Origin of the sequence: Bradyrhizobium sp. AUGA SZCCT0283 (genome assembly GCF_018130385.1) — a bacterium.
Lineage (GTDB): Bacteria > Pseudomonadota > Alphaproteobacteria > Rhizobiales > Xanthobacteraceae > Bradyrhizobium.
Window position 1 is genome coordinate 21861 of record NZ_JAFCLU010000040.1, and the last position, 23416, is coordinate 45276.

General features: G+C 59.7%; 14 protein-coding genes. 3 read left to right on the forward strand and 11 right to left on the reverse strand.

Annotated elements, in window-relative coordinates; all coding sequences use genetic code 11:
• Positions 1-95 precede the first annotated feature (95 nt).
• Positions 96-1679: a DUF3300 domain-containing protein gene (locus tag JQ624_RS33450; RefSeq protein WP_212423157.1), complete on the reverse strand. Its 1584-nt coding sequence runs from the start codon at positions 1677-1679 to the stop codon at positions 96-98.
• Positions 1680-1800: 121 nt separating this feature from the next.
• Positions 1801-1929: a hypothetical protein gene (locus JQ624_RS39425; RefSeq protein ID WP_283816994.1), complete on the reverse strand. Its 129-nt coding sequence runs from the start codon at positions 1927-1929 to the stop codon at positions 1801-1803.
• Positions 1930-2198: 269 nt separating this feature from the next.
• On the opposite strand from JQ624_RS39425, the gene JQ624_RS33455 reads away from it, so the two are divergent.
• Complete coding sequence (locus JQ624_RS33455) at positions 2199-3041, forward strand: universal stress protein (RefSeq protein WP_212423158.1); 843 nt, start codon at positions 2199-2201, stop codon at positions 3039-3041.
• Positions 3042-3131: 90 nt separating this feature from the next.
• On the opposite strand, the gene JQ624_RS33460 is transcribed toward JQ624_RS33455, so the two are convergent.
• The 9 genes from JQ624_RS33460 to JQ624_RS33505 all read right to left on the reverse strand — a co-directional run bounded on the left by JQ624_RS33460 (position 3132) and on the right by JQ624_RS33505 (position 19266).
• On the reverse strand, positions 3132-3542 hold the full coding sequence (locus tag JQ624_RS33460; RefSeq protein ID WP_212423159.1) for a hypothetical protein: 411 nt from the start codon (positions 3540-3542) through the stop codon (positions 3132-3134).
• Positions 3543-3598: 56 nt separating this feature from the next.
• Entirely contained in the window at positions 3599-6964 is a 3366-nt protein-coding gene (locus JQ624_RS33465; protein WP_249130265.1) for a bifunctional transaldolase/phosoglucose isomerase, read from the reverse strand.
• Positions 6965-7241: 277 nt separating this feature from the next.
• On the reverse strand, positions 7242-9335 hold the full coding sequence (gene glgX / locus JQ624_RS33475) for a glycogen debranching protein GlgX (RefSeq protein ID WP_212423160.1): 2094 nt from the start codon (positions 9333-9335) through the stop codon (positions 7242-7244).
• Between the two features lie 14 nt (positions 9336-9349).
• Positions 9350-11872, reverse strand: a complete 2523-nt coding sequence (locus JQ624_RS33480) for a glycogen/starch/alpha-glucan phosphorylase (RefSeq protein ID WP_212423161.1) — start codon at positions 11870-11872, stop codon at positions 9350-9352.
• Between the two features lie 136 nt (positions 11873-12008).
• A complete protein-coding gene (locus JQ624_RS33485) occupies positions 12009-12827 on the reverse strand; it encodes an ROK family protein (RefSeq protein ID WP_249130266.1) in 819 nt (272 codons plus the stop codon).
• Positions 12828-12914: 87 nt separating this feature from the next.
• Positions 12915-15305: a glycoside hydrolase family 65 protein gene (locus JQ624_RS33490; protein ID WP_212423162.1), complete on the reverse strand. Its 2391-nt coding sequence runs from the start codon at positions 15303-15305 to the stop codon at positions 12915-12917.
• Between the two features lie 36 nt (positions 15306-15341).
• Positions 15342-16094, reverse strand: a complete 753-nt coding sequence (locus tag JQ624_RS33495; RefSeq protein WP_212423163.1) for an HAD family phosphatase — start codon at positions 16092-16094, stop codon at positions 15342-15344.
• Between the two features lie 164 nt (positions 16095-16258).
• Entirely contained in the window at positions 16259-16837 is a 579-nt protein-coding gene (locus JQ624_RS33500; RefSeq protein ID WP_212423164.1) for a histidine phosphatase family protein, read from the reverse strand.
• Between the two features lie 20 nt (positions 16838-16857).
• Complete coding sequence (locus JQ624_RS33505; RefSeq protein WP_212423165.1) at positions 16858-19266, reverse strand: phosphoketolase; 2409 nt, start codon at positions 19264-19266, stop codon at positions 16858-16860.
• Positions 19267-19784: 518 nt separating this feature from the next.
• Between JQ624_RS33505 and adhP the strand changes: the two genes are divergently transcribed.
• Together adhP and eutB are read left to right on the forward strand one after the other, a co-directional pair.
• On the forward strand, positions 19785-20807 hold the full coding sequence (gene adhP, locus JQ624_RS33510) for an alcohol dehydrogenase AdhP (RefSeq protein ID WP_212423166.1): 1023 nt from the start codon (positions 19785-19787) through the stop codon (positions 20805-20807).
• A gap of 156 nt (positions 20808-20963) precedes the next feature.
• A complete protein-coding gene (gene eutB / locus JQ624_RS33515; RefSeq protein ID WP_212423167.1) occupies positions 20964-23258 on the forward strand; it encodes an ethanolamine ammonia-lyase subunit EutB in 2295 nt (764 codons plus the stop codon).
• The last annotated feature ends 158 nt before the right edge of the window (positions 23259-23416 follow it).

The window sequence follows — 23416 nt, forward strand, 5'->3', positions numbered from 1 at the left end:
TCCTGCCCTCCAGGGATGATGCGTACTCCGAAAACTTGAATACCTGCACAAACCATTGTGTCGCTTCAGCGCGCAATTCCGACGAGCGGTGATGCTCAAGGATGGCCGCGGTGCAGCGTGTCGTCAGGCTTCGGCAGCCGGCCGCCGGATGCTGCCCAAGCGTCATAGGATCGGAAAGGCAGTCCGAGCCGTTCGTAGGACACCCGAAGATAGCCGTCGCGGCCGACAGTGACCGCATCGGGTCGCACGGCTCTGACTTCTTGCGCAATCACTCCGACGTAGGCCTTCTCGCTACCGTTATAGGCGAAGCGGTAGTAACCGAGGCCGTTGTCTAGCCGGCCCAGCAGTACGACATCGTGTTTCAGCTCGATGTCCGAGCGGCGCCCGCCACCGCGGAAGCCCCCACCTCCGCGGAAGCCTCCACCACCGCGAAAGCCCCCGCCGCCCCGGAATGCGGCAGCTCGATGTCCGCCGCCGGCGAACCGGGCGCCACCATAGCGCATGCCCGCAGAGGGCCGGAAATGACCGGCCGTGCGACCCGATCTCACGTTCCTTGCGACAGCCGACCGGTTTCGGGCAACTTGTCGGTTGCCTGCCGTCCTGCCCGCGCCCGCCTGCCTGTTCGGCCGGCCGCGATCGACGCCAGTACGACCACCGCGGTCCGCGCGCTGAGCGCGATCGCCGACGTTCGGGCGGTTGGCGCTAGTCCCCAGCCGCTGCCGGTCAACACCTGCACCGGGCCCTCGGTTGGCGGCACCGAACCGCTGTTGCAGGTTCGCATTGTTGTACCGCGCGCCCTGTCGGTGCGCCGGATTGTGCTGCCAGTGCTCGACGCGGGCGCCGCGATTGACATTGATGCCTCCGCCGGCCCAGTTGATGCGGCTGCCGCCCCAATAACCACCGCGGCCCCAATATCCGCCGGATGCCCATCGCCCAAGCGCGTAGGCTCCGCCGAACGCAAGACCGGTCGCGATCACGCCGGCGGCGATATAGCCGGGATAGCCCCAGTAGAAGGGGTAAGCCGGATAGTCGGCGTATGGCCAATCGCCGTAGACCACCTGCGGTTCGTAATAGGGAACGTAGAGGGCGTCCGGCACAGCGGGTTCGATTGAGATGACCTGCCGGTTCTGCTCCTCCTTCACGCTCACGACCTGTTCCTTGGTCGTCTCGAGCTTCTTCCTGTCGTAAGCCCTCGCACGCATCCGCTGCACGCTGTCCATGACGTCCTGCTCCTGCGCAAGGAACGCCTCGCCGAGCTTCTGCGTCCAATCGAGACGCTCGCTCATCATCTCCAGAACCGCGGGCGCTGCCACGAGCGCCTTGACGCTCGCGTCCCAAGCCTGGTTCTCCGCCGCGGCTTTGAGCGCATCTCCCTTGAGGTTCTTGTTTTGGTTTACCCAGCGCTCAGCGCGCACTACTTCGAGCGGATAGGTCGATGCCATCAGCACGTTCGCCAACAGCGCATCCGGATACAATGCTATAGGCGCCACCAGCCCATCGAGTTCGGCCGGCTTCAGCGCCGGCTGCTCAGGAACCGGCGAGGCCGCGCTGGTTGGCGGTTGAGCAGGTGTGCTGCTGGGCGTCTGCGTCGTGTCGGTGCCCTGGCTTCGTGCGGGAATGCTGACGTGCAGCATTCCAAGGAAGGCACACATCCAGCAGATCGTTTTAAGGAACCGCATGTCGCTCGCCCTCCCGGTAGCAAGGCTGGGACCGCATTCAGACGAGGCAGCAACGATGCCGATTGACATGGATCAAGACTCCGAGCGCCTCGAAGGGAACTCTCGCCCACCTTCTTCAGAATTACTTCATCTGGTCGTAGGCGTCGGCGAGGAAGTGATCGCAGCTCTCGATCCGGATGAGGCCAAGTATTGGATATTTCCATCTCAGTGACGTCTTCGCGGCCATCGAGCCATGGAACACCGCGCCCATTGGTCATTGAAGGAAACGTCGCGCAAGAAGGCAAACGCGCGCTGCGCGTAACAGAAGATCCTTGAGATAAGTCAAGGGTCGCTAGGCGCGCCCGTAGCGTCCTTCGAGCCGTGAGCCGTCTTTTCGGGAGGGGCGTCATGATGCGTTCCTTCGGTAGCCTACCTTTGCTGCTGGCCGCGCGGCAGTGCGGCGAGTTCACCATTTGAGACAGACCGATCTACGGGTCTCGATGGTGGCTCCCAGACTGCAAACCTCATGGAGGAAAGGTCATGGCGATTCGAGAAATTCTGCTACCGCTTGTCAGTTATCCGCTGGCAGTCGAAGACGCTGCGATAAAGAAATCCGTGTCGGTCGCTGCGCATCTGGAAGCACAAATTACGGCCGTTTCGTTTGATGTGGATGTGCGTTCGCGTGACAGACCGCTCTTCCCAACGAACGGTCTAACCCTCGAGACGCCTGAGCAAAAGCAGAGCCTTTTGAGTGCTGACCATATGATGGCGGTTTTTGATACCGCAGCGCGTGCTTGTGGCGTCGGATTTCACAAAACAATCACGCGTTGTGTTCGGGAAGAGTTTCCTTCCTATTTGGCATATTGCGCGCGCACGTTCGACATATCCTTGGTCCCGGTCAGACCATTCGACGCTCTGCATGAAAAAGTGCTCGAAGAACTCATCTTCCAGTCGGGACGACCGCTCCTGATTTTTTCAGCAGAAATGGCCGATCGGCTACCCAATTCGTTCGATCATGCGGCGATTGCCTGGGATCACAGTCAGCAAGTCACCAGAGCCGTCGCGGATGCAATGTGGTTGTTGCAGAGCGTCAAAACAGTCCGGGTCTTCACGGCGACAGATAACGAAACACCGGCGGAGCGGGAATCCGGAGAAGCCCTCATCAGGCATCTGGCCGCGCACGGCATCAAAGCCCAGTTTGAAATTATTCCCAAGGGAACAGCCTCGACTGGAAAGATCTTCGAAGCTTACGTCAAAAATCACGCAATCGATCTTTTGGTGATAGGAGCCTATAGACATTCCCGGCTAAGGGAGTTCTTCCTGCCTGGCGCTACCTATACGGTTGTTGGACAACCGCCATGCTGGGTATTGATGTCTCACTAGGAGTCTCGTTGCTCGAGCTGGCTTGCCAGCGCTCGATGGACGTCTTCAATGTCTTCCGGCAAAGAGAGACAACACCCGAAATTCGCATAATTACTTCGTTCGAGCCTTGGTCACTCCGCTCTTCCGGCGCTGGTAACGACGCACGCGGTTGGACTTTGGCTCGCGCACATCTTCCCGAGCGGGTCCTTGATATCCCAGGGTCTTTTCAATGCGTCTCAAGTCTTGACCCAGCCGAGTTAAAACAAGTTTGCGCGCTTTGCCGCGAGGCATTTCGGCGCCAAACAATTTGAAGATCAGTGGGTAGGCGGCCTCGCGAACTCTCCTGATCGCCGCATCGGCAGCCTCAGTTTCCAGGCGAGCCAAGCCTCCCCGATCTACAAACGCCTTTGGATCCTCGCCTATGGGAGCACAACCCAGTTCGACAATTCGGTCGCTGGCCAAGCTCAAAACTATTGAAAAAGCCGATGAGAAGGAGGCCCAGCGAGGGGCGTCGTCGCTCATATGTCGCCTCCCAGAACCGGAACTGTATTTGCGCGCCACATGCTCTGCAAGAAGTCCTAGGAGCGATCCGGCGCGAGGCCTAATGCCGTCAGGATGGCGCTCCGCAGCGTGCTCAGGCCAGCAGCCACGTCGGTTCCGAGATGCACGCGCAGCGCCCGGCGATCGCGCTCCACCAGAACGTCGAAATCTCCTCGGGCCTGAGCCGCTTTGATCACACCGAAAGTGTATTGCCGTCCCGGCACGGGCAAATCAACGGCGTCATCGCACGTAACCTGAAGGAAAACCCCCGTGTTCGGACCACCCTTGTAGGCCTGCCCAGTTGAATGGAGGAAACGCGGTCCAAATTCGAGACACGTCGCGACCCGCCTGACATCGCGGACGGCCTGACGGATCTCCTGCAATACCCGCTCGTGCGCCTCGTTCATCTCGACATACGCTAGAAGCGCAAAATAATCCCCCTCGTTGAGCCGGTTGAGATGCGCCTCGATATACTGCGCCAAAGAGGGCGTGCCGTTCGCCATTTTCGCTAGTGCGGCAGAATTCTTCTCATCCGTGAACAGCGCGATCCCATCGGCCGTAAAGATGGGCGTCTCCGAGGGCAGCGCCCCGGTTCTCTCATACTCGTCCGTCAGCTTTCGTGATGCGATCTTGCTAGCCTCCACGTCTGGCTGATCGAATGGATGGATGCCGAGAATCGAGCCAGCAACTGCTGTGGCGAACTGCCAGCGGAAAAACTCTTCCCCGAGATCATACGGGTCGCCGTCTATCACAATGCGAATCACCGGGTGAAGGGCCTGTTCCAGCGCCTCCACGGCCGCGTCCTGCGCCGGATCGGCTGCCGTCGACAGTCTCAGATAGACAAACAGGCGGTCGCGTCCATAGACATCGGGTTTGCCAAGTGGCTCGCGATCGATTGGAATCAATCCTTTGCCTTCCTTGCCTGTGGACTCCGCCACCAGCTGCTCTAACCAAGCGCCAAGATTCAAAATCGGCGGTGACGCCACGATCGTGATTTTGTCGCGGTCAAATTCCCGCGCCGCCACACCCAGGATCGTGCCGAGCACGACGCCTGGATTTTCTGCAACGGGAACGGACGGCATGCAGGCACACACCATCTCCTCAGTCCGGTCCAGGAACTTCGCCACATCCACGCCCATAATGGCCGCCGGGACCAGGCCGAAATCGGAGAGAACCGAGTAACGCCCCCCGATGTTGGGCCAGCCGAGAAAAACGCGCCGAAACTGGTCGCGTTCGGCAACCTGCTGCATTTTCGATCCCGGATCCGTGATGGCGATAAAGCGACGGCCGGCTTCGTTCGGGCCGACGAGTCGTTCGATACGGTCGAAGAAATACTGCTTGAAAACATTAGGCTCGAGCGTCGAGCCAGACTTGCTTGAAACAATGAAGAGCGTGTTCTTCAGATCAACCTTGTTCTCGAAAGCCTTCACCTGAGCCGGATCGGTTGAATCAAGCACGTGAAGTTCTGGGAACCCGCTGATCGGGCCAAAGGTCGTCTTGATTACTTCCGGACCGAGGCTTGATCCTCCCATCCCCAGCAACAGGACATGGGAAAAGCCCGCACTCTTGGCGGCTTCTCTAATAGCCGTCAGGCGCTCGATGTGGGCCAGCTGGTCGTTCGTAATGCCGAGCCATCCGAGCCACTGCGCTTCGTCCCTACCGCTCCAAAGCGACGCATCTCCAGCCCAAAGCTTTCTCACCTTGTCCTCAGCACCCCACTCCGCCAGCACTGCTTTCATTGCAACGGCGAGCGGCTCGGGCAGCATGTACGTCAAGCGATTGAGGCTTGCCGCCGCTGCCTGCCTCGCTTGCTTCTCCACTGCGTTCAGCAGCTTCCCAAAGGCATCGGAGAAGAGTTGCACGCCGTCCGTGAGAAGCTTGTCGGTGACTTCCTTCAAGGGAATCCCGACTTCGGCGAGCGTAGCCATTGTGTCAGCGGCGGACTCCACGTCCTCCGCGAGGCTGGCGCGCGGCCGTCCGTGGTCGCGAAACGCGTCGAAAGTCGCAGGAGGCATCGTATTCACGGTATCGGGTCCAATCAGCTCCTCGACGTAGAGCACGTCGCGGTAGTTGGGGTTCTTGGTCCCCGTGCTGGCCCAGAGCAGCCGCTGTGTTTGGGCGCCCTGACTAGCCAGGGCCTGCCAACGTCGCCCGCTGAAGAGCTCCTGATACCGCTGGTAGGTCAACTTGGCGTTGGCAATCGCGACCTTGCCGATCAAGCCGCGCAGCACGCTTGCCTGGTTTGCATCTGTCCCCGCCTGCAAACGTGCTTCGATGAGCGCATCAATCGCAGTATCAATCCGGCTGATGAAGAAACTGGCGACGCTGGCAACCTGCTTCAGGTCGCCACCCCGGCCTGCGTATGTCTCGAGGCCCGCAATGTAAGCTTCTGCCACCCGCTCGTACGAGTCCTGAGCAAACAGCAGTGTCACGTTGACGTTGATCCCCTCGCCGATGAGCTCGCAAATAGCGGGAATGCCTTCAGACGTCGCAGGGACTTTGATCATCAGATTGTCGCGGTCTACGGCCCGCCACAATCGCCGGGCTTCGTCAAGCGTGCCCGCAGTTTCGTTCGCGAGAAGCGGCGAGACCTCCAGACTAACGTACCCGTCACGCCTCGACGTATCGTCGTATACGGCGCGGAGGGCATCGGCGGCGTCGCGAATATCCTGAACCGCTAGTCGCTCGTAAATTGACTTTGCATCCAACGCCACGACGTCGGGCTGCTCGAGAACCGCGCGGTAGTCGGAGCTTCCGGTGATGGCCTTCTCGAAGATTGCCGGATTCGAAGTCACCCCCTGCAAGCCGTCCTCGTCGATCAGGCGGCTCAATTCACCACCGGTGATCAAGCTGCGGCGGATATAATCCAGCCACACCGATTGGCCGAAGACCTGGAGCGCGCGCAGTGGGTTTTCCAGCGCGACCATCTTGGCAAGACGGCGCCGGTGCCGCGCCTCGCCGGTGAAGCGAGCGTTCAGGAACGCGCCAATCAGCTCGTGGGCGAGTTCGACACCGACGATACGACCGCCGAGCACCAGCACGTTCATATCATCGTGCTCAACGCCCTGGTGCGCCGAATAGGTGTCATGGCACAATCCGGCGCGGACCCCGGGAATTCTGTTGGCGGCCATCGACGCGCCAACCCCGCTCCCACAGAGCAGAATGCCGCGCTCGGCCCGGTGCTCGCGCAAAACCCGGCCCATGGCCCCCGCATAGTCGGAATAGTCCACGGCATCTGTGCTGTGAGTGCCCAGGTCGAGGACCTCGCTATGCTCCGCGGTCAAGAAGGCTTTCACGGCTTCCTTAAGTGGAAAGCCGGCATGATCCGAACCTATCGCGATGCGCATCGCTCGCCTCGCTTTCGCGATTGCAGTTTCGCCCGCGGCGGTGGCCGGCTGCGCCATCGTCGCAACTGCACATGTTGGTTAAGGATTCGCATCGCCGACTTTGATCTAGATCAACAGTCCGTAGCGACCGTTCTCCGCGCATCCCCCACCCCTAAATTCGGGTCAAGGTATGAACGAGCCACGCAAACGAAGAGCGCCGGGGACCGCTTGCGCCGTCCGACCGGTTAGGCGCCGTCCGTGAAGTCAGGCTTGCGCGCATAGTTCCGGTCGGAGGGTTGCCGGCGTTGATCGCAGTTCCTGCGGGGGCCTGGTGGCGAGCGGATGGTCATTGAAATCATTCCACCTCTGGAACACTTCTTTCGAGCGCCAGCGCGAGAAGGACCATGGACCGCGGCTGCGCCAGATAGGTCGCCTGCCTTACGGCTGGTGCGCTCTCCCAGGGGGAAATGTCATCGGGTGAATCGAGCGAGGTGTCGATACAGCGTCGCCACCCCTGCTGATGCTCGGCGGGCACCGACGGTAACTCGAACGCCAGTGGTTCCCAATAGGCGTTGAGCATCCCGTGGAGCAGAAAGCGGGCGCCCAAGCTTCGCAGCGTGAAGGCAAGACAATGCGAGTTGTCGCTCCAGTCCGGGCGTTTGAGCGCCACTCCATGCCACTCGATGCGCGCCCGGCGTAGAAGCTGATTGAGGCTGAGCGCAGTCCCTTCCACCACGACATCACGGCGTTGGCGAAATCTGTTGAGCGCTTTGACGAAACGGTGGATGTCGCCATGCCGCTCCAGCAGACTCCAGTCGAACCAGCTGATGTCAGAGTCTTGGCAATAGGCGTTATTGTTGCCTCTCTGGGTACGGCGCACCTCGTCACCCATGAGCAGCATCGGCGTCCCCGCCGCCAACAGCTCCAGTACGAAGAAATTCTTGACCTGGCGATTGCGCACCGCCTCGACCATCTGATCGTTGGCCGGCCCCTCCTCGCCGCAGTTCCAGCTCAAATTGTTGTCGGAACCATCGTGGTTGTTCTCGCCATTGGCCTCATTGTGCTTGTGATTGTACGAAACCAGGTCGTTGAGCGTGAAGCCATCATGGCAGGTGACGAAATTGATGCTTTGCTCGGCTTCGCGCTCCTCGTGACTGTAAATGTCGGGGCTGCCCAGGATCCGTGTGGCCACGCCCGACACCGAGCCGTTGTCGCCCCTCAGGAAACACCGCACGTCGTCGCGGAACCGGCCGTTCCACTCCTGCCATCTGTCCCCTATGAAGCTTCCCACCTGATAGAGCCCTGCGGCATCCCACGCCTCTGCAATCAGCTTAGTGCCGGCCAGTAACGGGTCCGATTCGATGTCCCAGAGAATGGGCGGGTTCGGTAGCGGGCGGCCCTCCTCGTCGCGCGACAGGATCGACGCGAGATCGAATCGGAATCCGTCTACATGCATCTGAGACACCCAGTAACGCAGGCTGTCCTGGATCAGGCGGCGCACGATCGGCTGGTTGGCATTGAGCGTGTTGCCACAGCCGGTGTAGTCGGCGTAACGGGATTTGTCCCCGTCGAGGATGTAATAGGCGTCGTTCGCCAGACCGCGATAGGACAACGTCGGCCCAGTCCGCCCGCCTTCTGCTGTGTGATTGAATACAACATCCAGGATCACTTCGAGGCCCGCGCGGTGGAGCGCCTTGACCATGTCCCGAAATTCGTCGAGGACCGCGAGCGAGCTCTTCTGTGAGCTGTACGCCTGATGCGGCGCGAAGAACGAGACGGGCGCATAGCCCCAGTAGTTCGTCTTGCCCGGCGGGCAGTCATGTGCGTCGAATTGGAATACTGGCAGTAGCTCCACTGCTGTGACGCCCAGATCTTTGAGGTACGGGATCTTTTCGATCAGTCCGGCGTATGTACCGCGTTTCTCGACCGCGACGCCCGAGCTGGGATGGCGAGTAAAGCCGCGCACATGCAGCTCGTAAATCACAGTCTCCGCAAAAGCCCGCTTGAGCGGCACATCGTCCTGCCAATCGTAACGATCGGGATCGGCTACGACGCTCTTCATCGCCACAGCGACATTGTCTCCGGGCCGCGCCGCAGCCCAGCGGTCGTATGTCTCGGGGAGGACTACGGCAAGCCCGTAAGGATCCAGGAGTACCTTCTCGGCGTCAAACCAAGATCCGCGGTCCGGGTCGAAGGCCCCGTGCGCCCGATAGGCGTACACCTGGCCCGGCTGAAGGTCCGGCACAAAGACATGCCAGTAGTGATGCGTACGATGTTTACTCGCGTCGAGAGGGACGATCCTTGCCGGCTGGGAGGCATTCTCGTCATCGAACAGAAGCAGCTCAAGCAAGACCGCATGCTTCGAGAACACGCTGAAATTGACGCCGCCCGGGAGGACCGTCGCGCCGAGAGGAGCGCTCGCACCCGATGTGACATCACGGGTGGTCATCGTCCGCATCATGCTCATCTTTCGTCAGGAACGATCGGCCTAACGTTCCAGATGTCGCGGCAGTACTCCCGGATCGAGCGGTCGGATGAGAAACGACCTACTCGCGCGCTGTTGAGAATGGACATGCGCGTCCAGGCGTTCTGATCGGAGTACGCTCGACTGACGCGCTGTTGGCATTCCACGTAGGCCTGATAGTCTGCCAGAAGCATGTAGTCGTCGCGGGTGATCAGCGATTCGACGAGGGGTTGGAAGAGTCCGCGATCGCCGTTCGAGAAGAACCCGGAACCGATGAGATTGATCGCCTCGCGCAGCTCCGAATTTGAGTCATAGATGCTGCGCGGCGTGTAGCCCTCAGCCTTCGATCGCTCGACCTCCGCAGCCGTCAGGCCGAACAAGAAAAAATTTTCGTGACCTACTGCGTCGCGGATCTCGACGTTGGCGCCGTCCAAGGTGCCAATTGTCAATGCCCCGTTCATGGCGAATTTCATGTTGCCCGTGCCCGACGCCTCCTTCCCTGCCGTGGAGATCTGTTCCGACAGGTCCGCGGCGGGGTACACGCGGTGACTGGTTTTGACGTTAAAGTCCGGCAGGAACACCACCTTGAGAACCTGAGAGACGGCCGGGTCCTGATTGATGGCTCCGGCGACGGAATTAATCAGCTTGATGATGAGCTTGGCCATGCGGTACCCGGGAGCGGCCTTGCCGCCGAAAATGATCGTTCGGGGTATTTCCGCCGCGCTGGAGGCACGTCTAAGCCTGTTAAAAAGAGTGACCAGGTACAAAACGTTCAGGTGCTGGCGCTTGTACTCGTGCAGCCGCTTTACCTGGATGTCGAAGAGCGAGTGCGGATCGACAATGATTCCGGTTCGCTCCTTGACGAGACCGGCCAGGACACGTTTGTTATCGGCCTTGATGGCTTGCCAATCTTTCTGGAACTCGCCGTCGACGGCCAACGGCTCGAGGTGTTCAAGCTCGTGTTCCAAGTCCGCTAACCATCGGTCACCGATTTTCCGGGTGATCAGGGCGCTCAAGTTCGGGTTGCTCAGCGCGATCCAGCGGCGCGGCGTCACTCCATTGGTCACGTTGAAAAATTTTTCCGGCGCCACTCGATGGAAGTCGCTGAGCAACGTCTGCTTCAGAAGCTCGGTATGGAGGGCAGCGACGCCATTAATCGCGTGGCTGCCCACGCTGGCAAGGTGCGCCATGCGTATATGTTTGCCTCCTGCTTCATCAATCAGCGAAAGCCGCTGAAGGAGCTGATCGTCACCCGGATAGCGCAGCCGGATATCGTCCAGGAAGCGACGATTGATCTCGTAAATGATCTCCAAATGGCGCGGCAGCAGTCGGGCAAACAACGGTAGCGGCCATCGCTCAAGCGCCTCGGCAAGAAGCGTGTGGTTCGTGTAGCCGCAGGTCTGCTGGGTGATAGCCCAGGCCTGATCCCACTCCATCGCATGCTCGTCCACGAGGAGCCGCATCAACTCGGCGACGGCAATGGAGGGATGTGTATCATTCAACTGTGCGGCCCAATATGAATGGAACTCGTGGAGCGGCTTGCCGCGCATTATGAGCAACCGGATCATGTCCTGGAGCGAGCAGGACACGAAGAAGTATTGCTGTGCCAGCCGCAGCTGCTTTCCTGCTTCCGGTTCGTCATTCGGATAGAGAACCTTGGAGATGGTTTCCGATACGATCTTCTCGTCCACTGCCCGGTAATAGTCGCCGACGTTGAACGCTTCGAAATCAAAAGATTCGGCAGCTTCGGCCTTCCACAAGCGCAGCAGATTTGTGGTTGGCACACGGTAGCCCGGGACCGGCGTGTCATAGGCGATGCCCTTCACCACCTTCTCGGGAAGCCAGCGCATGCGATAGCGGCCGGCCTCGTCGTAATAGGGCTCGGTGCGCCCGCCGAGCTTCACATCGAACGTGATCTCGGAACGAACGATCTCCCAGGGATTGCCGAAGCGCAGCCACTTGTCCGTCAATTCGACCTGCCAGCCGTCACGGATCGCTTGATCGAAGATCCCGAACTCATAACGGATGCCGTAGCCGATCGCAGGAACGTTGAGCGTCGCAAGCGAGTCCATGTAACACGCGGCCAGCCGGCCAAGACCGCCGTTGCCTAACCCGGGCTCCTCCTCCTGGTCCAGAAGGCGGGCTAGATCATCTTGCCCCACTCGCAGCAGCGCTTCCTCTACTGCTTGCCAGATCCCGAGACTGACCAGGCTGTTTCCAAGATGCGGTCCGGTCAGGAACTCGGCCGAAAGATATGCAACGGCCTTGGCGGCCGTGTTCGTTTCGGTAATGGATGATAACGTTGCTACATAGCGCTCCATCATGCGGTCGCGAACGGTGTAGGCGAGGCACATGTACCAGTCGTTTCGCGTTGCGTGCTGTGGCAGTTTTCCAAGCAGGCAGTGCAGATTCTCGATCAGGGCTGCGGCGATCGCATCCGCTCCGAGGCCGGTGCGAACGTTCGTGAGAGCAATCGGGCTGGGTGCGCTAGCTCCGGAATCACTCGCGATTGCAGATCCCATAGGTCCCTCCTCCATGCTTGGCCTAACCGCATCCCGGCCCAAGACGCCGGATCATTTTTTTGGCCATCCTGGAGCACATCGACTGTGTCGACGAAGCTCTCCGATCCAGCAATCTGAGCCACACCCTTTTCAGTTGTCAGCTTTTTCGCCTGGAGCGAGCCCCTCTGCTTTCTATATTCGACGGGCGAACAACGGCTCCCGCCCACAAGCGAAATCCGCCGCGAAAGGCGTTGGCATTTTCGCCCGCACGACACCGCCGTGGTAGTGCGTCGAGGTTCCTGACGTTGCCCCCGCCGATCACCGTTTCATCCGGCCGCATAGCCGCCATGAGACGCTCGACGACGTCGGCCACACGACGGCGCCACATCGTCTTGCCGTCGCGCTCCAGGCCGGTCCGACCGACGTAATCCTCGTAGGTGCCCTTCATGTACGGCAAATGGCCGAGCTCCATCGGCTTCACTACGCCGTTGACGACCAAGGCGGTGCCGAGTCCTGTCCCAAGGCCCAGGAACAGCATCTTACCTCCTTTATAGCTCCCCAAGGCCTGCAGGGCGGCGTCGTTCAGCACTTTTGCGGGAAGGCCGAACGCCTGCGCGAAATCAAACGCGACCCAACCGCGCCCCAGGTTCACAGGTTCAGCAGCCGGCCGGCCTCCCAAGACTGGGCCGGGGTAGCCGATCGAGATCACATCATATGTCCAGTCCGCAGCAAGCTTCTTCACTTTTGACACCATTTGCCTCGGAGTGAGCTTCGGTCCGGATCGAAACGACCGACTTTCTGTTTGCCCGGTAGCAAGGATCTTTACCGAAGTGCCACCCACATCGATGACCAGAACGCCTTTCACTCGGGGCCGACCTACAGCCGCGAGCTTGATGGAGGACCTCACTGCATTCGGTTGATCTCGCCGCATTGCCGCACGCTTGCGTTTGCCGGCGAGCGACGACTTGTCGCTCATGGCCTCTCCGCCAAATTCATGTTCGCTGTGTGGTCGCCATCCAAGTTTGCTCCAATAAGTGCCCCTTGCGTTCCGCCCATTGGGTATTCAGATCGTCCGTCCCCTACTAACCGGCCGGACGGCGAGCGGATTTTCCCGAGTCAACTCGACTTCTTCCATTTCATGCCGGATTACGAGGCGCTCACCTTCACGCAGCGCGTACTCCACCCTGTCCAGGCCGATTTCGATTTCCAGCATCTGGCCGCGGTAGATTAAGGGAAATCGAAGGATAGCATTCTCCTCGGGCGCACGACGGGGCCAGAACGACAACATCCCGTCAGAGTCCCGCATACCTCCGAAACCATAGGTGAGCATCATCCAGGTGCCGCCCATCGAGGCGATATGGCAGCCGTCTTTCACGTTGCCGCCCACGTCGGCCAAGTCCATTAGGAGCGCCGCCATTCCGTACCGAATCGCTTTATCCATATCGCCCGTCTGTGCGGCGATGATCGCTTCGACGCACGACGACAAAGATGAGTCGCCTGTCGTCAATGGATCGTAGAAGTTAAAGTTACGCTTCTTCATTTTGGGTGGGAAAGCATCGCCCAGCAGGAACATGGCCAAGACCACGTCCGCCTGTTTGATCACTCGCTTCCGGTAAATATTCAGCGGATGATAAAATAGGAGGAGCGGATAACGGTCGCGCGGCGTGTTCCGGAAATCCCAGGGCTCTCTGTCCAAAAAATTGTCGTCCTGCGGGATAATCTCCAGCTTCTCGTCATATGGGACATACATGTTCTCCGCCGCGCGAATCCATGCTGTCACCTCAGAGGGCTCGAGCGCTGTCTTGTGCACAAGCGCGTTGTATGCGTCCGGTTCCGTTTCCCGCAAGAATTCGACAACCTGAGCTGCGTAGCGCAGGTTTTCGCGGGCCATCAAGTTAGTGTATGCGTTGTTGTTTACGACTGCATTGTATTCGTCGGGCCCGGTGACCCCGTTGATGCAGAACTTTCCCCTCTTTGCCTCCGAGTAGAATCCTAGATCCACCCACAGGCGCGCGGTTTCCACGAGCATCTCGGCGCCGTAGTCCCGCAGGAACGATTCGTCGCCCGTTGCCTGCACATACTTGCGAAGCGCGTACATGATGTCTGCGTTGATATGGTATTGTGCGGTACCGGCCGCGTAGTATGCCGATGCTTCCTCACCGCTGATGGTGCGCCACGGAAACATGGCTCCTCGGTGGCCTAATTCCTTGGCGCGCGCTCGTGCCTGAGGCAGCATCTTGTACCGGAACACCAAGAGGTTCCTGGCGATGCGGGGAGACGTATAGGTCAGAAACGGCAGCACGTAGATTTCGGTGTCCCAGAAGTAGTGCCCTTCATAGGCCTGCCCGGTTAGGCCCTTCGCCGGCACACCCGTGTCTTCGGCGCGCGCCGAGGCCTGCAGGATATGAAACAGATTGAAACGGATCGCCTGTTGAATCTCGATGGTGCTGCGCTTTGTTCGGTCTTCCCTGATATCCTTGATCCGGACATCGCTTCGGCGCCAAAAATCGTTCATGTACTGCTCTTGGGAGGCGAGCAGCTTCTGGAATCCCTGGCTCACCACGCGATCCATAGTCCACTCAGCACGGCCGCAGAGCTCTTCGGAGGAGGCCGTCTGCGAGGTGTGATAGACCAAATATTTGGTAAGTTGGATGGAGCAGCCCGGCCGCGCCTCGATGGTGAAGGCGACTTGGCCGAAGTCACCAGTGTGGGCAGCCTTGTAGGAGTACGGGCAAGAACTCTCTAGCGCATTGTCAGTCGCACATGCGACCGTGAAGCGGCTCTTTTCAGTCGCATGGCACAGCACGACGCGGCGGTCTTTGGAATAGCTGGCCCGCAGATGCAGCACGCGGCCCGGGAAAGCTCTCGCCAGTCGTGGATCGTCCTCATTGCCGCGGGTGCTGCATTCATTCGTCTTCGTCTCCGAAGAGATCACGACAAAAGCGTGCGCATTAAGGACTGTCACACAATAGGAGATGGCGGCCACGTGCCTATTGACGAAGGAGACCAAACGTCGAGATGTAATCGATACCTGTTTGCCAGATGGAGTTTCCCAGAGGATCTCCCGGTCTAGTGTTCCGGACTTCATGTTAAGCCGCCGGTCGTAATTCAAAAGATGCGCATTGGGCAGCCAGAAAGGCTCGTCGTCGACGAAAAGTTTGATGATTTTGCTATCGGTCACGTTGCAGATCGTTTGACCAGTTTTTGCGAAACCGTAAGCTTCTTCTCCGTAGATGATCGGCCGCTCTTCATAGAACCCATTAATGAACGTGCCGTTTTCAGCGTTGGGGCCGCCCTCCTCTGGGCACCCGCGCATGCCGAGGTACCCATTGCCGAGCGCCAGCATAGTTTCGAGCTGAGCCAGGAATTCGGGGTGAAACGCTTTTTCGACGACGTTCCATTCGTCGGCCGGATAATCATGGGATGGCGGTCTGAGACGTTCATGATGCAGCATCGGGCTTTTTTCTCCAAAGGCACCGCGAGGCGTTGGTCAGTCCAGCAGTTCGGCCAAATCTTCGACTACCAGATGAGCGCCATGATGCTTCAGTTCCTCGAAATTCCCCTTGCGCGCGATACCGATTACAAGCCCGAATTTCCCACTAATGCCGGCCTGCACTCCCGAGATGGCATCCTCGATGACAACCGTTCGTATCGGTTCGACCCCCAGTAGCCTTGCCGCAATCAAAAACGTATCCGGGGCGGGCTTCCCGGCAAGGCGTTGCGCTTGGATCGTGTTGCCATCGACCCGCACCTCGAAGAACTCGTCTAGCTTTACGGCCTTGAGCACTGCCGTGCAGTTTTGACTTGAGGTGACAACGGCAATTTTGAACCCATTGCGGCGAAGCTGATGGATGAATTGCACGGTTCCCTCGTAGGGTTCTACGCCCACATCCGCTATAATCTGGTTGATCAGGTCGTTCTTACGGTTGCCGAGTCCGCACACTGTCTCGACCTCTGCGGGATCGTCAGGGTTTCCTTCGGGAAGCTGGATACCGCGTGAGCTCAGAAAGTCTCGAACGCCGTCGAAACGAGGCTTGCCGTCCACGTACAGCCGGTAGTCTGTGGTGAGATCGAAGGGGCGAAACGCTTCCCCTCTTTGCCTCGCACGCTTCTGAAGATATTCGTCGAACATCTGTTTCCAACACTTCGCGTGGAGGCCGGCGGTGTCCGTTACCACACCGTCGAGATCAAAGAGGACGGCGTCATACTGTTCGCGGCCGACGCGCCTACTGTGCTGCCGCATGGTCTCCCTCCGGTTTACCAAAGGACATCCTCACTCGGCTGCAGCCCCACCTGAACCGCTCGTGTGCCCTCAGCAATTCACCGGGTTGCTGCCACAGGACTGGATCGCAGCCTTACTGTTCAAGCTCCCGGTCAATAGTGTTCCAGCCTTCTGATCGCCCGACATCACGTAGCCTCGTCGAGGAGAGGCCTGTTCCAAATCCGAACAGCCGGTATTTCGTGGTAGTAGCCGAGCACGCACAGGGTGCCCGTGTTCAGCAGAAAGTGCTGGCCGCCACGCGCGGGCAATCCGATCCAGCGGGCCGCAAATACGCGCAACAGGTGTCCGTGCGCGAACAGCGCGGTGTCGCCGGAAACGTCGCGCGAGCGGGCTATCACCCGGTCTACTCGCGCACTAACTTGTTTCGGCGCCTCGCCGCCAGGGCACCCATCCCGGAAGATCAACCAGCCCGGCGCCACCTCGTCGATCTGCTTGGGCGTCAATCCCTCGTACTTGCCGTAGTTCCATTCGACCAAATCGGAGTCAATGATGGCTCTATCGCCAAGGCCTGCCAACTCGCAGGTCTCTCGCGCCCGCCGCATCGGGCTGCAGAGAACAAGGCCAAATGGGTTGGCGGCGAGCACCGGCCGCATCCGCGCCGCAAGCCGGCGACCGTTGTCAGTCAACGGAACGTCCGTCTTGCCGGTGTGCTGCCCGTTGAGGCTCCACGCGGTCTCGCCATGTCTAATCGCGAACACGTTCACGTTCGGCTCCGCCAGCAGGTTTAGATGTTGTCGGCCTCGGTCGAGCGAACGCCCGTAGAAGCCGCCTCCTGCCCCCACCTCCAGCCGGTGATCTCCGGCATATCGTCGCCATACCGGGCGATGAACGCCTTGTGGTCGATGAGCTTGTCGCGGATGGCCTGCTTGGCATAGGCAGCCCGCGATCCGAGCTTCGGCACGCGATCGATTACGTCGCTTACGAGGTGGAAGCGATCGAGATCGTTGAGCACGCACATGTCGAACGGTGTCGTGGTGGTGCCCTCTTCCTTGTAGCCGCGCACATGCAGGTTGTCGTGGCCCGTGCGCCGGTAGGTCAGTCTGTGAACCAGCCACGGGTAGCCATGGAAGGCAAAGATGATCGGCTTGTCGGTCGTGAACAGCGCGTCGAAATCGTGATCGGACAGACCGTGCGGATGCTCGCTCGGGGGCTGCAGCTTCATCAGATTAACGACATTGATGACGCGGACCTTTAGATCGGGCGCGTACCTTCGAAGAAGGTCGACAGCGGCGAGCGTCTCCAGCGTTGGCACGTCGCCACAGCAAGCCATCACGACATCTGGCTCGCTACCGTAGTCGTTGCTGGCCCACTCCCAAATACCCAATCCGGCTTCGCAGTGCTTGACCGCCTCGTCCATTGTCAACCACTGAGGAGCAGGCTGCTTCCCTGCGACGACGACGTTGACGTAGTTTCGGCTGCGCAGACAATGGTCGGTGACCGATAGCAAGCAATTGGCGTCAGGCGGCAGATAGACGCGGATGACCTCAGCTTTCTTGTTGATGACGTGGTCAATGAACCCCGGGTCTTGATGGCTAAAGCCATTGTGATCCTGGCGCCAGACGTGGCTCGACAATAGGTAGTTCAGCGAGCCAATGGGCCGTCGCCATGGAATGTGATTGCAAACCTTCAGCCACTTGGCGTGCTGATTGAACATCGAATCGATGATGTGGATGAACGCTTCATAGCAAGAGAAAAAGCCGTGCCGGCCGGTCAGGAGATAGCCCTCGAGCCAGCCCTGGCATTGGTGCTCGCTGAGCATCTCCATGACCCTCCCGTCGGGCGCCAGATGATCATCCCAGGGATAGGTGTTTGCGGCCCAGGCACGATTGGTGACCTCGAGTGCATCCTGCCAGCGGTTCGAGTTGTTCTCGTCCGGACTGAAGAGCCGGAAATTTCGTGCCTCCATATTTAGCTTCATTACATCGCGCAGGAACCGGCCCATGACCCGGGTAGATTCGGCGGTTACGGCGCCGGGTGCGGTCACGTCGACAGCATAATCGCGGAAGTTTGGCAGCCGCAGATCGCGCAGGAGCAACCCGCCATTGCCGTGCGGATTGGCGCTCATGCGACGGGTGCCTCGAGGCGCAAGGTCGGCCAATTCGGGGCGGAGCCGGCCGATGTCATCGAACAGCTCTGCAGGTCGGTAGCTCTTCATCCACGCTTCGAGGAGGCGTACGTGGGCCTCGTTCCCGTGCATCTCGCCCATCGGGACCTGGTGCGACCGCCAGTAGTCCTCGGTGCGCTTGCCATCGATCTCTTTCGGACAGGTCCAGCCCTTGGGTGTGCGGAGCACGATCATCGGCCAGCGGGGGCGTTCCCTAAAACCATCTCGACGCGCAGCCGATTTGATGCGCTGAATTTCTCCGACGACCTTATCCATGGTCGTCGCCATCAGCTCGTGCATTTTTTCCGGCTCATTCCCCTCGACGAAATACGGCGTGTAACCGTAACCGCGGAATAACTGATCCAGCTCCTCGTGGCTGATGCGGGCAAGAATGCAGGGATTAGCAATCTTGTAGCCGTTCAAGTGCAGTATCGGCAAAACCACCCCGTCGGTCGCCGGGTTCAGGAACTTGTTGGAATGCCAGCTCGTTGCCAGTGGTCCTGTCTCCGCTTCGCCGTCGCCGACCACACAGGCTGCGATCAAGTCCGGGTTGTCGAAAACCGCTCCGTAGGCATGCGAGAGGGCGTAGCCGAGTTCGCCGCCTTCGTGAATTGAGCCGGGCGTCTCCGGTGCAACGTGGCTCGGGATACCGCCCGGAAAAGAGAATTGGGTGAACAGGCGCTTCATTCCCCCTTCATCGAGAGAAATGTTCGGATAGACCTCGCTGTAAGTCCCTTCGAGGTAAGCATTCGCGACCAGGCCGGGACCACCATGCCCGGGGCCGGTGATGTAGATCGCGTCGAGGTCGTGCTTCTTGATCACCCGGTTGAGGTGAACGTAGATGAAGTTCAGGCCTGGCGTCGTTCCCCAGTGGCCGAGAAGCCTCGGCTTGATGTGATCCTTAGTGAGCGATTGCTTGAGCAGCGGATTGTCGTAGAGATAGATTTGGCCGACCGACAGGTAGTTGGCCGCCCGCCAGTACGCATCCATCAATCCCCGCTCCTTATTGGAAAGCGTGCTTGCCATCATTGCCTCTCCTCTTCACAGCGACGCCCGACCGGCACCAATGCAGGCACCGGAGGCTCGGTGTTGGGCACGTCGAACAGGCCCGCTACATAGCAGCGCGGCCAAGCTCGACGATCTCTGCGAAAAATCGATAGGCGAGGACCTCTTTTGGGCGCTTGATTGGGACCTTCATCGGGGCCGCCTTGCAGCTAGTCTTCTCGCCAGCATCAATCTTCCCGCGCAGCGGACCGCCGGCTCTTGGTCCGCGCGCGCGACGGTCATCCCGCAACCGAATGACTACTTTGATCTGGATCAAGGGTTGCCGGGCGCGCTCGGGGAACGGTCACTAAGAACGGTTAATCTGGATAACCGTCGGCGGTGCGACCTAAATCAGCATGTGCGGCTGCGACATTGGTGCAGCCGGTGCATAGTGGTTGAATCCGACCGGGTGACGTCAAGCGATCATCAAGGCAACGAGAGGGGGCGAGACACCGGACATCTTATCGAAATCCGAAATCAACGTCTGGATCAGGGAGGACGCCATGGCAACGACGATGAAGGCGGCGATGGTGCGTAAGTTCAAGGAGCCGCTGTCAATCGAAGAGGTGCCGGTCCCCGAGGTTGGACGGGGCCAGATCCTCGTGAAGATCGAAGCGTGCGGTGTCTGTCATACAGACCTGCATGCCGCAGATGGCGACTGGCCGGTCAAGCCCAACCCGCCCTTCATTCCCGGTCATGAAGGCGTCGGTACTGTCTCTGCCGTGGGCGGGGGCGTAACCGCAGTGAAGGAAGGCGACCGGGTCGGCGTGCCCTGGCTGCACACGGCATGCGGTCATTGCAGGCATTGCCTCGCTGCTTGGGAAACCCTGTGTGACTCGCAGCAGAACACGGGCTATTCCGTCAATGGCGGCTTCGCGGAATACGCCATCGCTGATCCGAACTATGTGGGCCACTTGCCGAACGGCCTGGACTTCGAACCAGCCGCTCCGATCCTCTGCGCCGGTGTGACCGTCTACAAGGGGCTGAAGGAGACTGAGGCCAAGCCCGGCGATACGGTGGTCATTTCCGGCATCGGGGGACTCGGCCACGTCGCCGTCCAGTATGCGAAGGCCATGGGCCTCGGGGTCATCGCCGTCGATATCTCGGACGAGAAGCTGTCCCTGGCCCGCAAGATGGGCGCCGACGCGGCGGTCAACGCCATGACGACCGATGCGGTGGCCGAGGTGAACAAGCTCTGTGGCGGGGCGCGAGGCGTGCTCGTGACCGCCGTCTCACCCAAAGCGTTCAGCCAAGCTCTCGGAATGCTCGGCAAGGGGGGCACCATGGCTCTCGTTGGCCTTCCACCGGGTTCTTTCGAACTGGACATCTTTAACACCGTTCTGATGCGCAAGACCATTCGAGGATCGATTGTGGGGACGCGACTTGATCTCGCCGAGTGCCTGCAGTTCGCCGGCGAAGGCAAGGTGAAGGTCCACTACTCGACCGAGCGGCTGGAAGACATCAACAGCATCTTCGGCCGCATGCGCGACAACAAGATCGACGGTCGTGTGGTTATGAAAATTTAGGCGAGATAGGGCCCGTCTGGGTCCATCCCGGCCGACCGCCACCCACGCATCTGCGGACATGTGGCGGCGGCTCTCCACCCGGGGTGAGATAACATGCGCAGCCAAGCACGGTCCGAAGGGTACCAGGGGCTCTCGAGGAGGGATGTCATCGCGATAATGGGCGCTGCTTCCGGAGCCATTGCGGCAGGCTACAGCACTGTCGCGAAGGCCGCGTCGGACAGAAGCGCCATCGCCATCGAGGAGGTCAAGCCGAGCGAGGACGTCTTCGCCCATGTCAGCCGGGTCAAGGGCAAATTCGATCAATCCCTCTACCAACAGATCATCGGCGCCGCGAATGACTTCAAGGAGGGCGATCAGGCGATTGGCGTCGGCGCCAAGGACGAGGCTTCTCGCAAGAATGCCCGCACCCTGCTGGTGAATACCAGGATCCGCGATATTCATGAGCATCCGCTTCACGTGGACGATCTGCAGAGACTGATCTGGCAGACCACAGACAAGGACCGGTACGCAAAGGTTCAGGACTGGACCATGGGCCGGTTGAAGCAGTTCCTCCTGACCGGATCAGAGGACCAGATCAAGGACGTCATGAACGGCCTGAATAGCGACGTGATCGGTTGTGTCCCGAAGCTGATGAGCAACGAGGAGCTGATCATCGTCGGCCAAAAGATCTTCAACGTCCTCCCAGGAACGAAGATGGGCGCCCAGGGGTATATGGGCGCCCGCATCCAACCCAACTCACCGACGGATCATCCAGAAGACGTTATCTGGCAGGTCTTCAACGCCTTCGCCTATGCAACCGGTGACATTGTCATCGGTACCAACCCGGTCGACAGCACGGTGAAAAGCGTCGCCGCCGTGGAACACGCGCTCAAGGATATCGTCGACACCTTCGGACTTCAGGACACTGTCCCGTGGTGCGTGCTCGCCCATATCGATGTCCAGGCGGCAGTCGCTGAGAGCAACCCTGGCACGGTCGCCACGATGTTTCAGAGCCTCGCGGGCACCGATGACTGCAACAAGACCTTCGACATCACCGTCGAGAAGATCCTGAACTACGCAAAGTCCAAGACCGGCGAGCGTTACGGGCTCTATTTCGAGACGGGACAAGGATCCGAGTTCACCAACGGCGCCGCGAACGGCGTCGACATGATGATCCTCGAATCCCGGAAGTATGGCTTCAGCCGCGCCGTCGGGCAGGAGCTCGCGAAGGTGCAACCGAGCGGCGCCTGGCTACACATCAACGATGTCGCAGGGTTCATAGGGCCCGAGGTCTTCAGGAGCCGTGAGCAGCTGGTTCGATGCTGCCTCGAAGACATCGTCATGGGGAAGCTGCACGGTCTGACCATCGGCCTGGACATCTGCTCGACGCTGCACATGGCGGTGACCTTGGAAGACCTGGATTGGTGCCAGGATCAGATTATGCCGGCCAGCCCGGTGTATCTCATCGCGCTGCCTACCAAGAATGATCCGATGCTGGGCTACCTCACAACGTCGTTCCAAGACCACGTAAGGCTGCGGAAGAAATTCGGGTTCAAAGTGAACGACGCGATGTGGGACTTCTACAAGCGGATCGGGATTGTCGATGACGCCAACAATTACACCAGCAACTATGGCGATCCTGTCTGGGTATACTATCAATACCGGCTGGCCAAGGGCGACTCGAGGCCGAAGGAGGCGGTGTATGCGGAAGGCCGGCGCATGACGACCGAGGTCGAACAAAGAGGTGTCGATCTCGCGACGGGTCACGGCCGGGAGATCTGGGATCTCAACCCGGCGCTTCAGGCCAAGGTCAACAGTCTCTACGACGACGCCAAGAAATCCCTCTGGACCGAGCTGACGCCCGGATTCATCAATGCGGTTCCGGATGTCCTGCCGGTCCGGACGCAGTCCAAGGACAGAAACGATTACATCGCTCATCCGCCGACTGGCGAAATATTGGATCCAGAGTCCCTTGCTGCGATTGTCAGGCTCCGGGATTCGTGGGGCGACAATGTCCCGAAAGCTCAGATCGTCATCTCGGATGGTTTGAACGCCAACGCCATCATGGACAAGGGGCACCTGGAGCCGTACCTATTGGAAATGCGCCGGCTTCTTCGCGCGGCGGGCGTCTCGGTCGCCGACAAGAACATCCTGGTCACCAGCGGGCGGGTCCGTGTCGGCTACCGGATCGGCGAGACGCTTTTCGAGCGCGCGAACCCCAACAGTTTCAGAGGTGTCCTTCACATCATCGGCGAACGGCCTGGAACGATGCATCACGCCTATTCGGTCTACATAACGGTGGCACAGGGCAACGTCTGGGCGCAGAAGAAGATCGATCACGACATCACAAGGTTGGTGAGCAATGTCGCAGATACCGCTCTGCCGCCGGAGGAAGCCGCCAAAGAAACCCTGACGATTATTCGCGAGGTCGTCGGCAAGAACGTGAGCGGCAGCCGGCGGCACTCGACCTGAATGGCTCTTGGGGATCTCGCTCTCGCCGGACGCATACTATACTTGAAGGCCGAGCTGCGGCCGATGCCGAGCAGCTCGTGCGCTTTTTGCGGGGTGAAGCCAAGCTTCTTCAGCTTGCGGGCAGCCGGCCATCCGGCTCGAAGACATCGAGTGAAATA

Coding starts and splice junctions, on each gene's coding strand:
- glgX (WP_212423160.1), bottom strand. CDS start 9,335: ATGACCACCCGTGATGTCACATCGGGTGCGAGCGCTCCTCTCGGCGCG.
- adhP (WP_212423166.1), top strand. CDS start 19,785: ATGGCAACGACGATGAAGGCGGCGATGGTGCGTAAGTTCAAGGAGCCG.
- JQ624_RS33455 (WP_212423158.1), top strand. CDS start 2,199: ATGGCGATTCGAGAAATTCTGCTACCGCTTGTCAGTTATCCGCTGGCA.
- JQ624_RS39425 (WP_283816994.1), bottom strand. CDS start 1,929: ATGGGCGCGGTGTTCCATGGCTCGATGGCCGCGAAGACGTCACTGAGA.
- JQ624_RS33480 (WP_212423161.1), bottom strand. CDS start 11,872: ATGGGATCTGCAATCGCGAGTGATTCCGGAGCTAGCGCACCCAGCCCG.
- JQ624_RS33465 (WP_249130265.1), bottom strand. CDS start 6,964: ATGGCGCAGCCGGCCACCGCCGCGGGCGAAACTGCAATCGCGAAAGCG.
- JQ624_RS33495 (WP_212423163.1), bottom strand. CDS start 16,094: ATGCGGCAGCACAGTAGGCGCGTCGGCCGCGAACAGTATGACGCCGTC.
- JQ624_RS33505 (WP_212423165.1), bottom strand. CDS start 19,266: ATGATGGCAAGCACGCTTTCCAATAAGGAGCGGGGATTGATGGATGCG.
- eutB (WP_212423167.1), top strand. CDS start 20,964: ATGGGCGCTGCTTCCGGAGCCATTGCGGCAGGCTACAGCACTGTCGCG.
- JQ624_RS33460 (WP_212423159.1), bottom strand. CDS start 3,542: ATGAGCGACGACGCCCCTCGCTGGGCCTCCTTCTCATCGGCTTTTTCA.
- JQ624_RS33485 (WP_249130266.1), bottom strand. CDS start 12,827: ATGAGCGACAAGTCGTCGCTCGCCGGCAAACGCAAGCGTGCGGCAATG.
- JQ624_RS33450 (WP_212423157.1), bottom strand. CDS start 1,679: ATGCGGTTCCTTAAAACGATCTGCTGGATGTGTGCCTTCCTTGGAATG.
- JQ624_RS33490 (WP_212423162.1), bottom strand. CDS start 15,305: ATGCTGCATCATGAACGTCTCAGACCGCCATCCCATGATTATCCGGCC.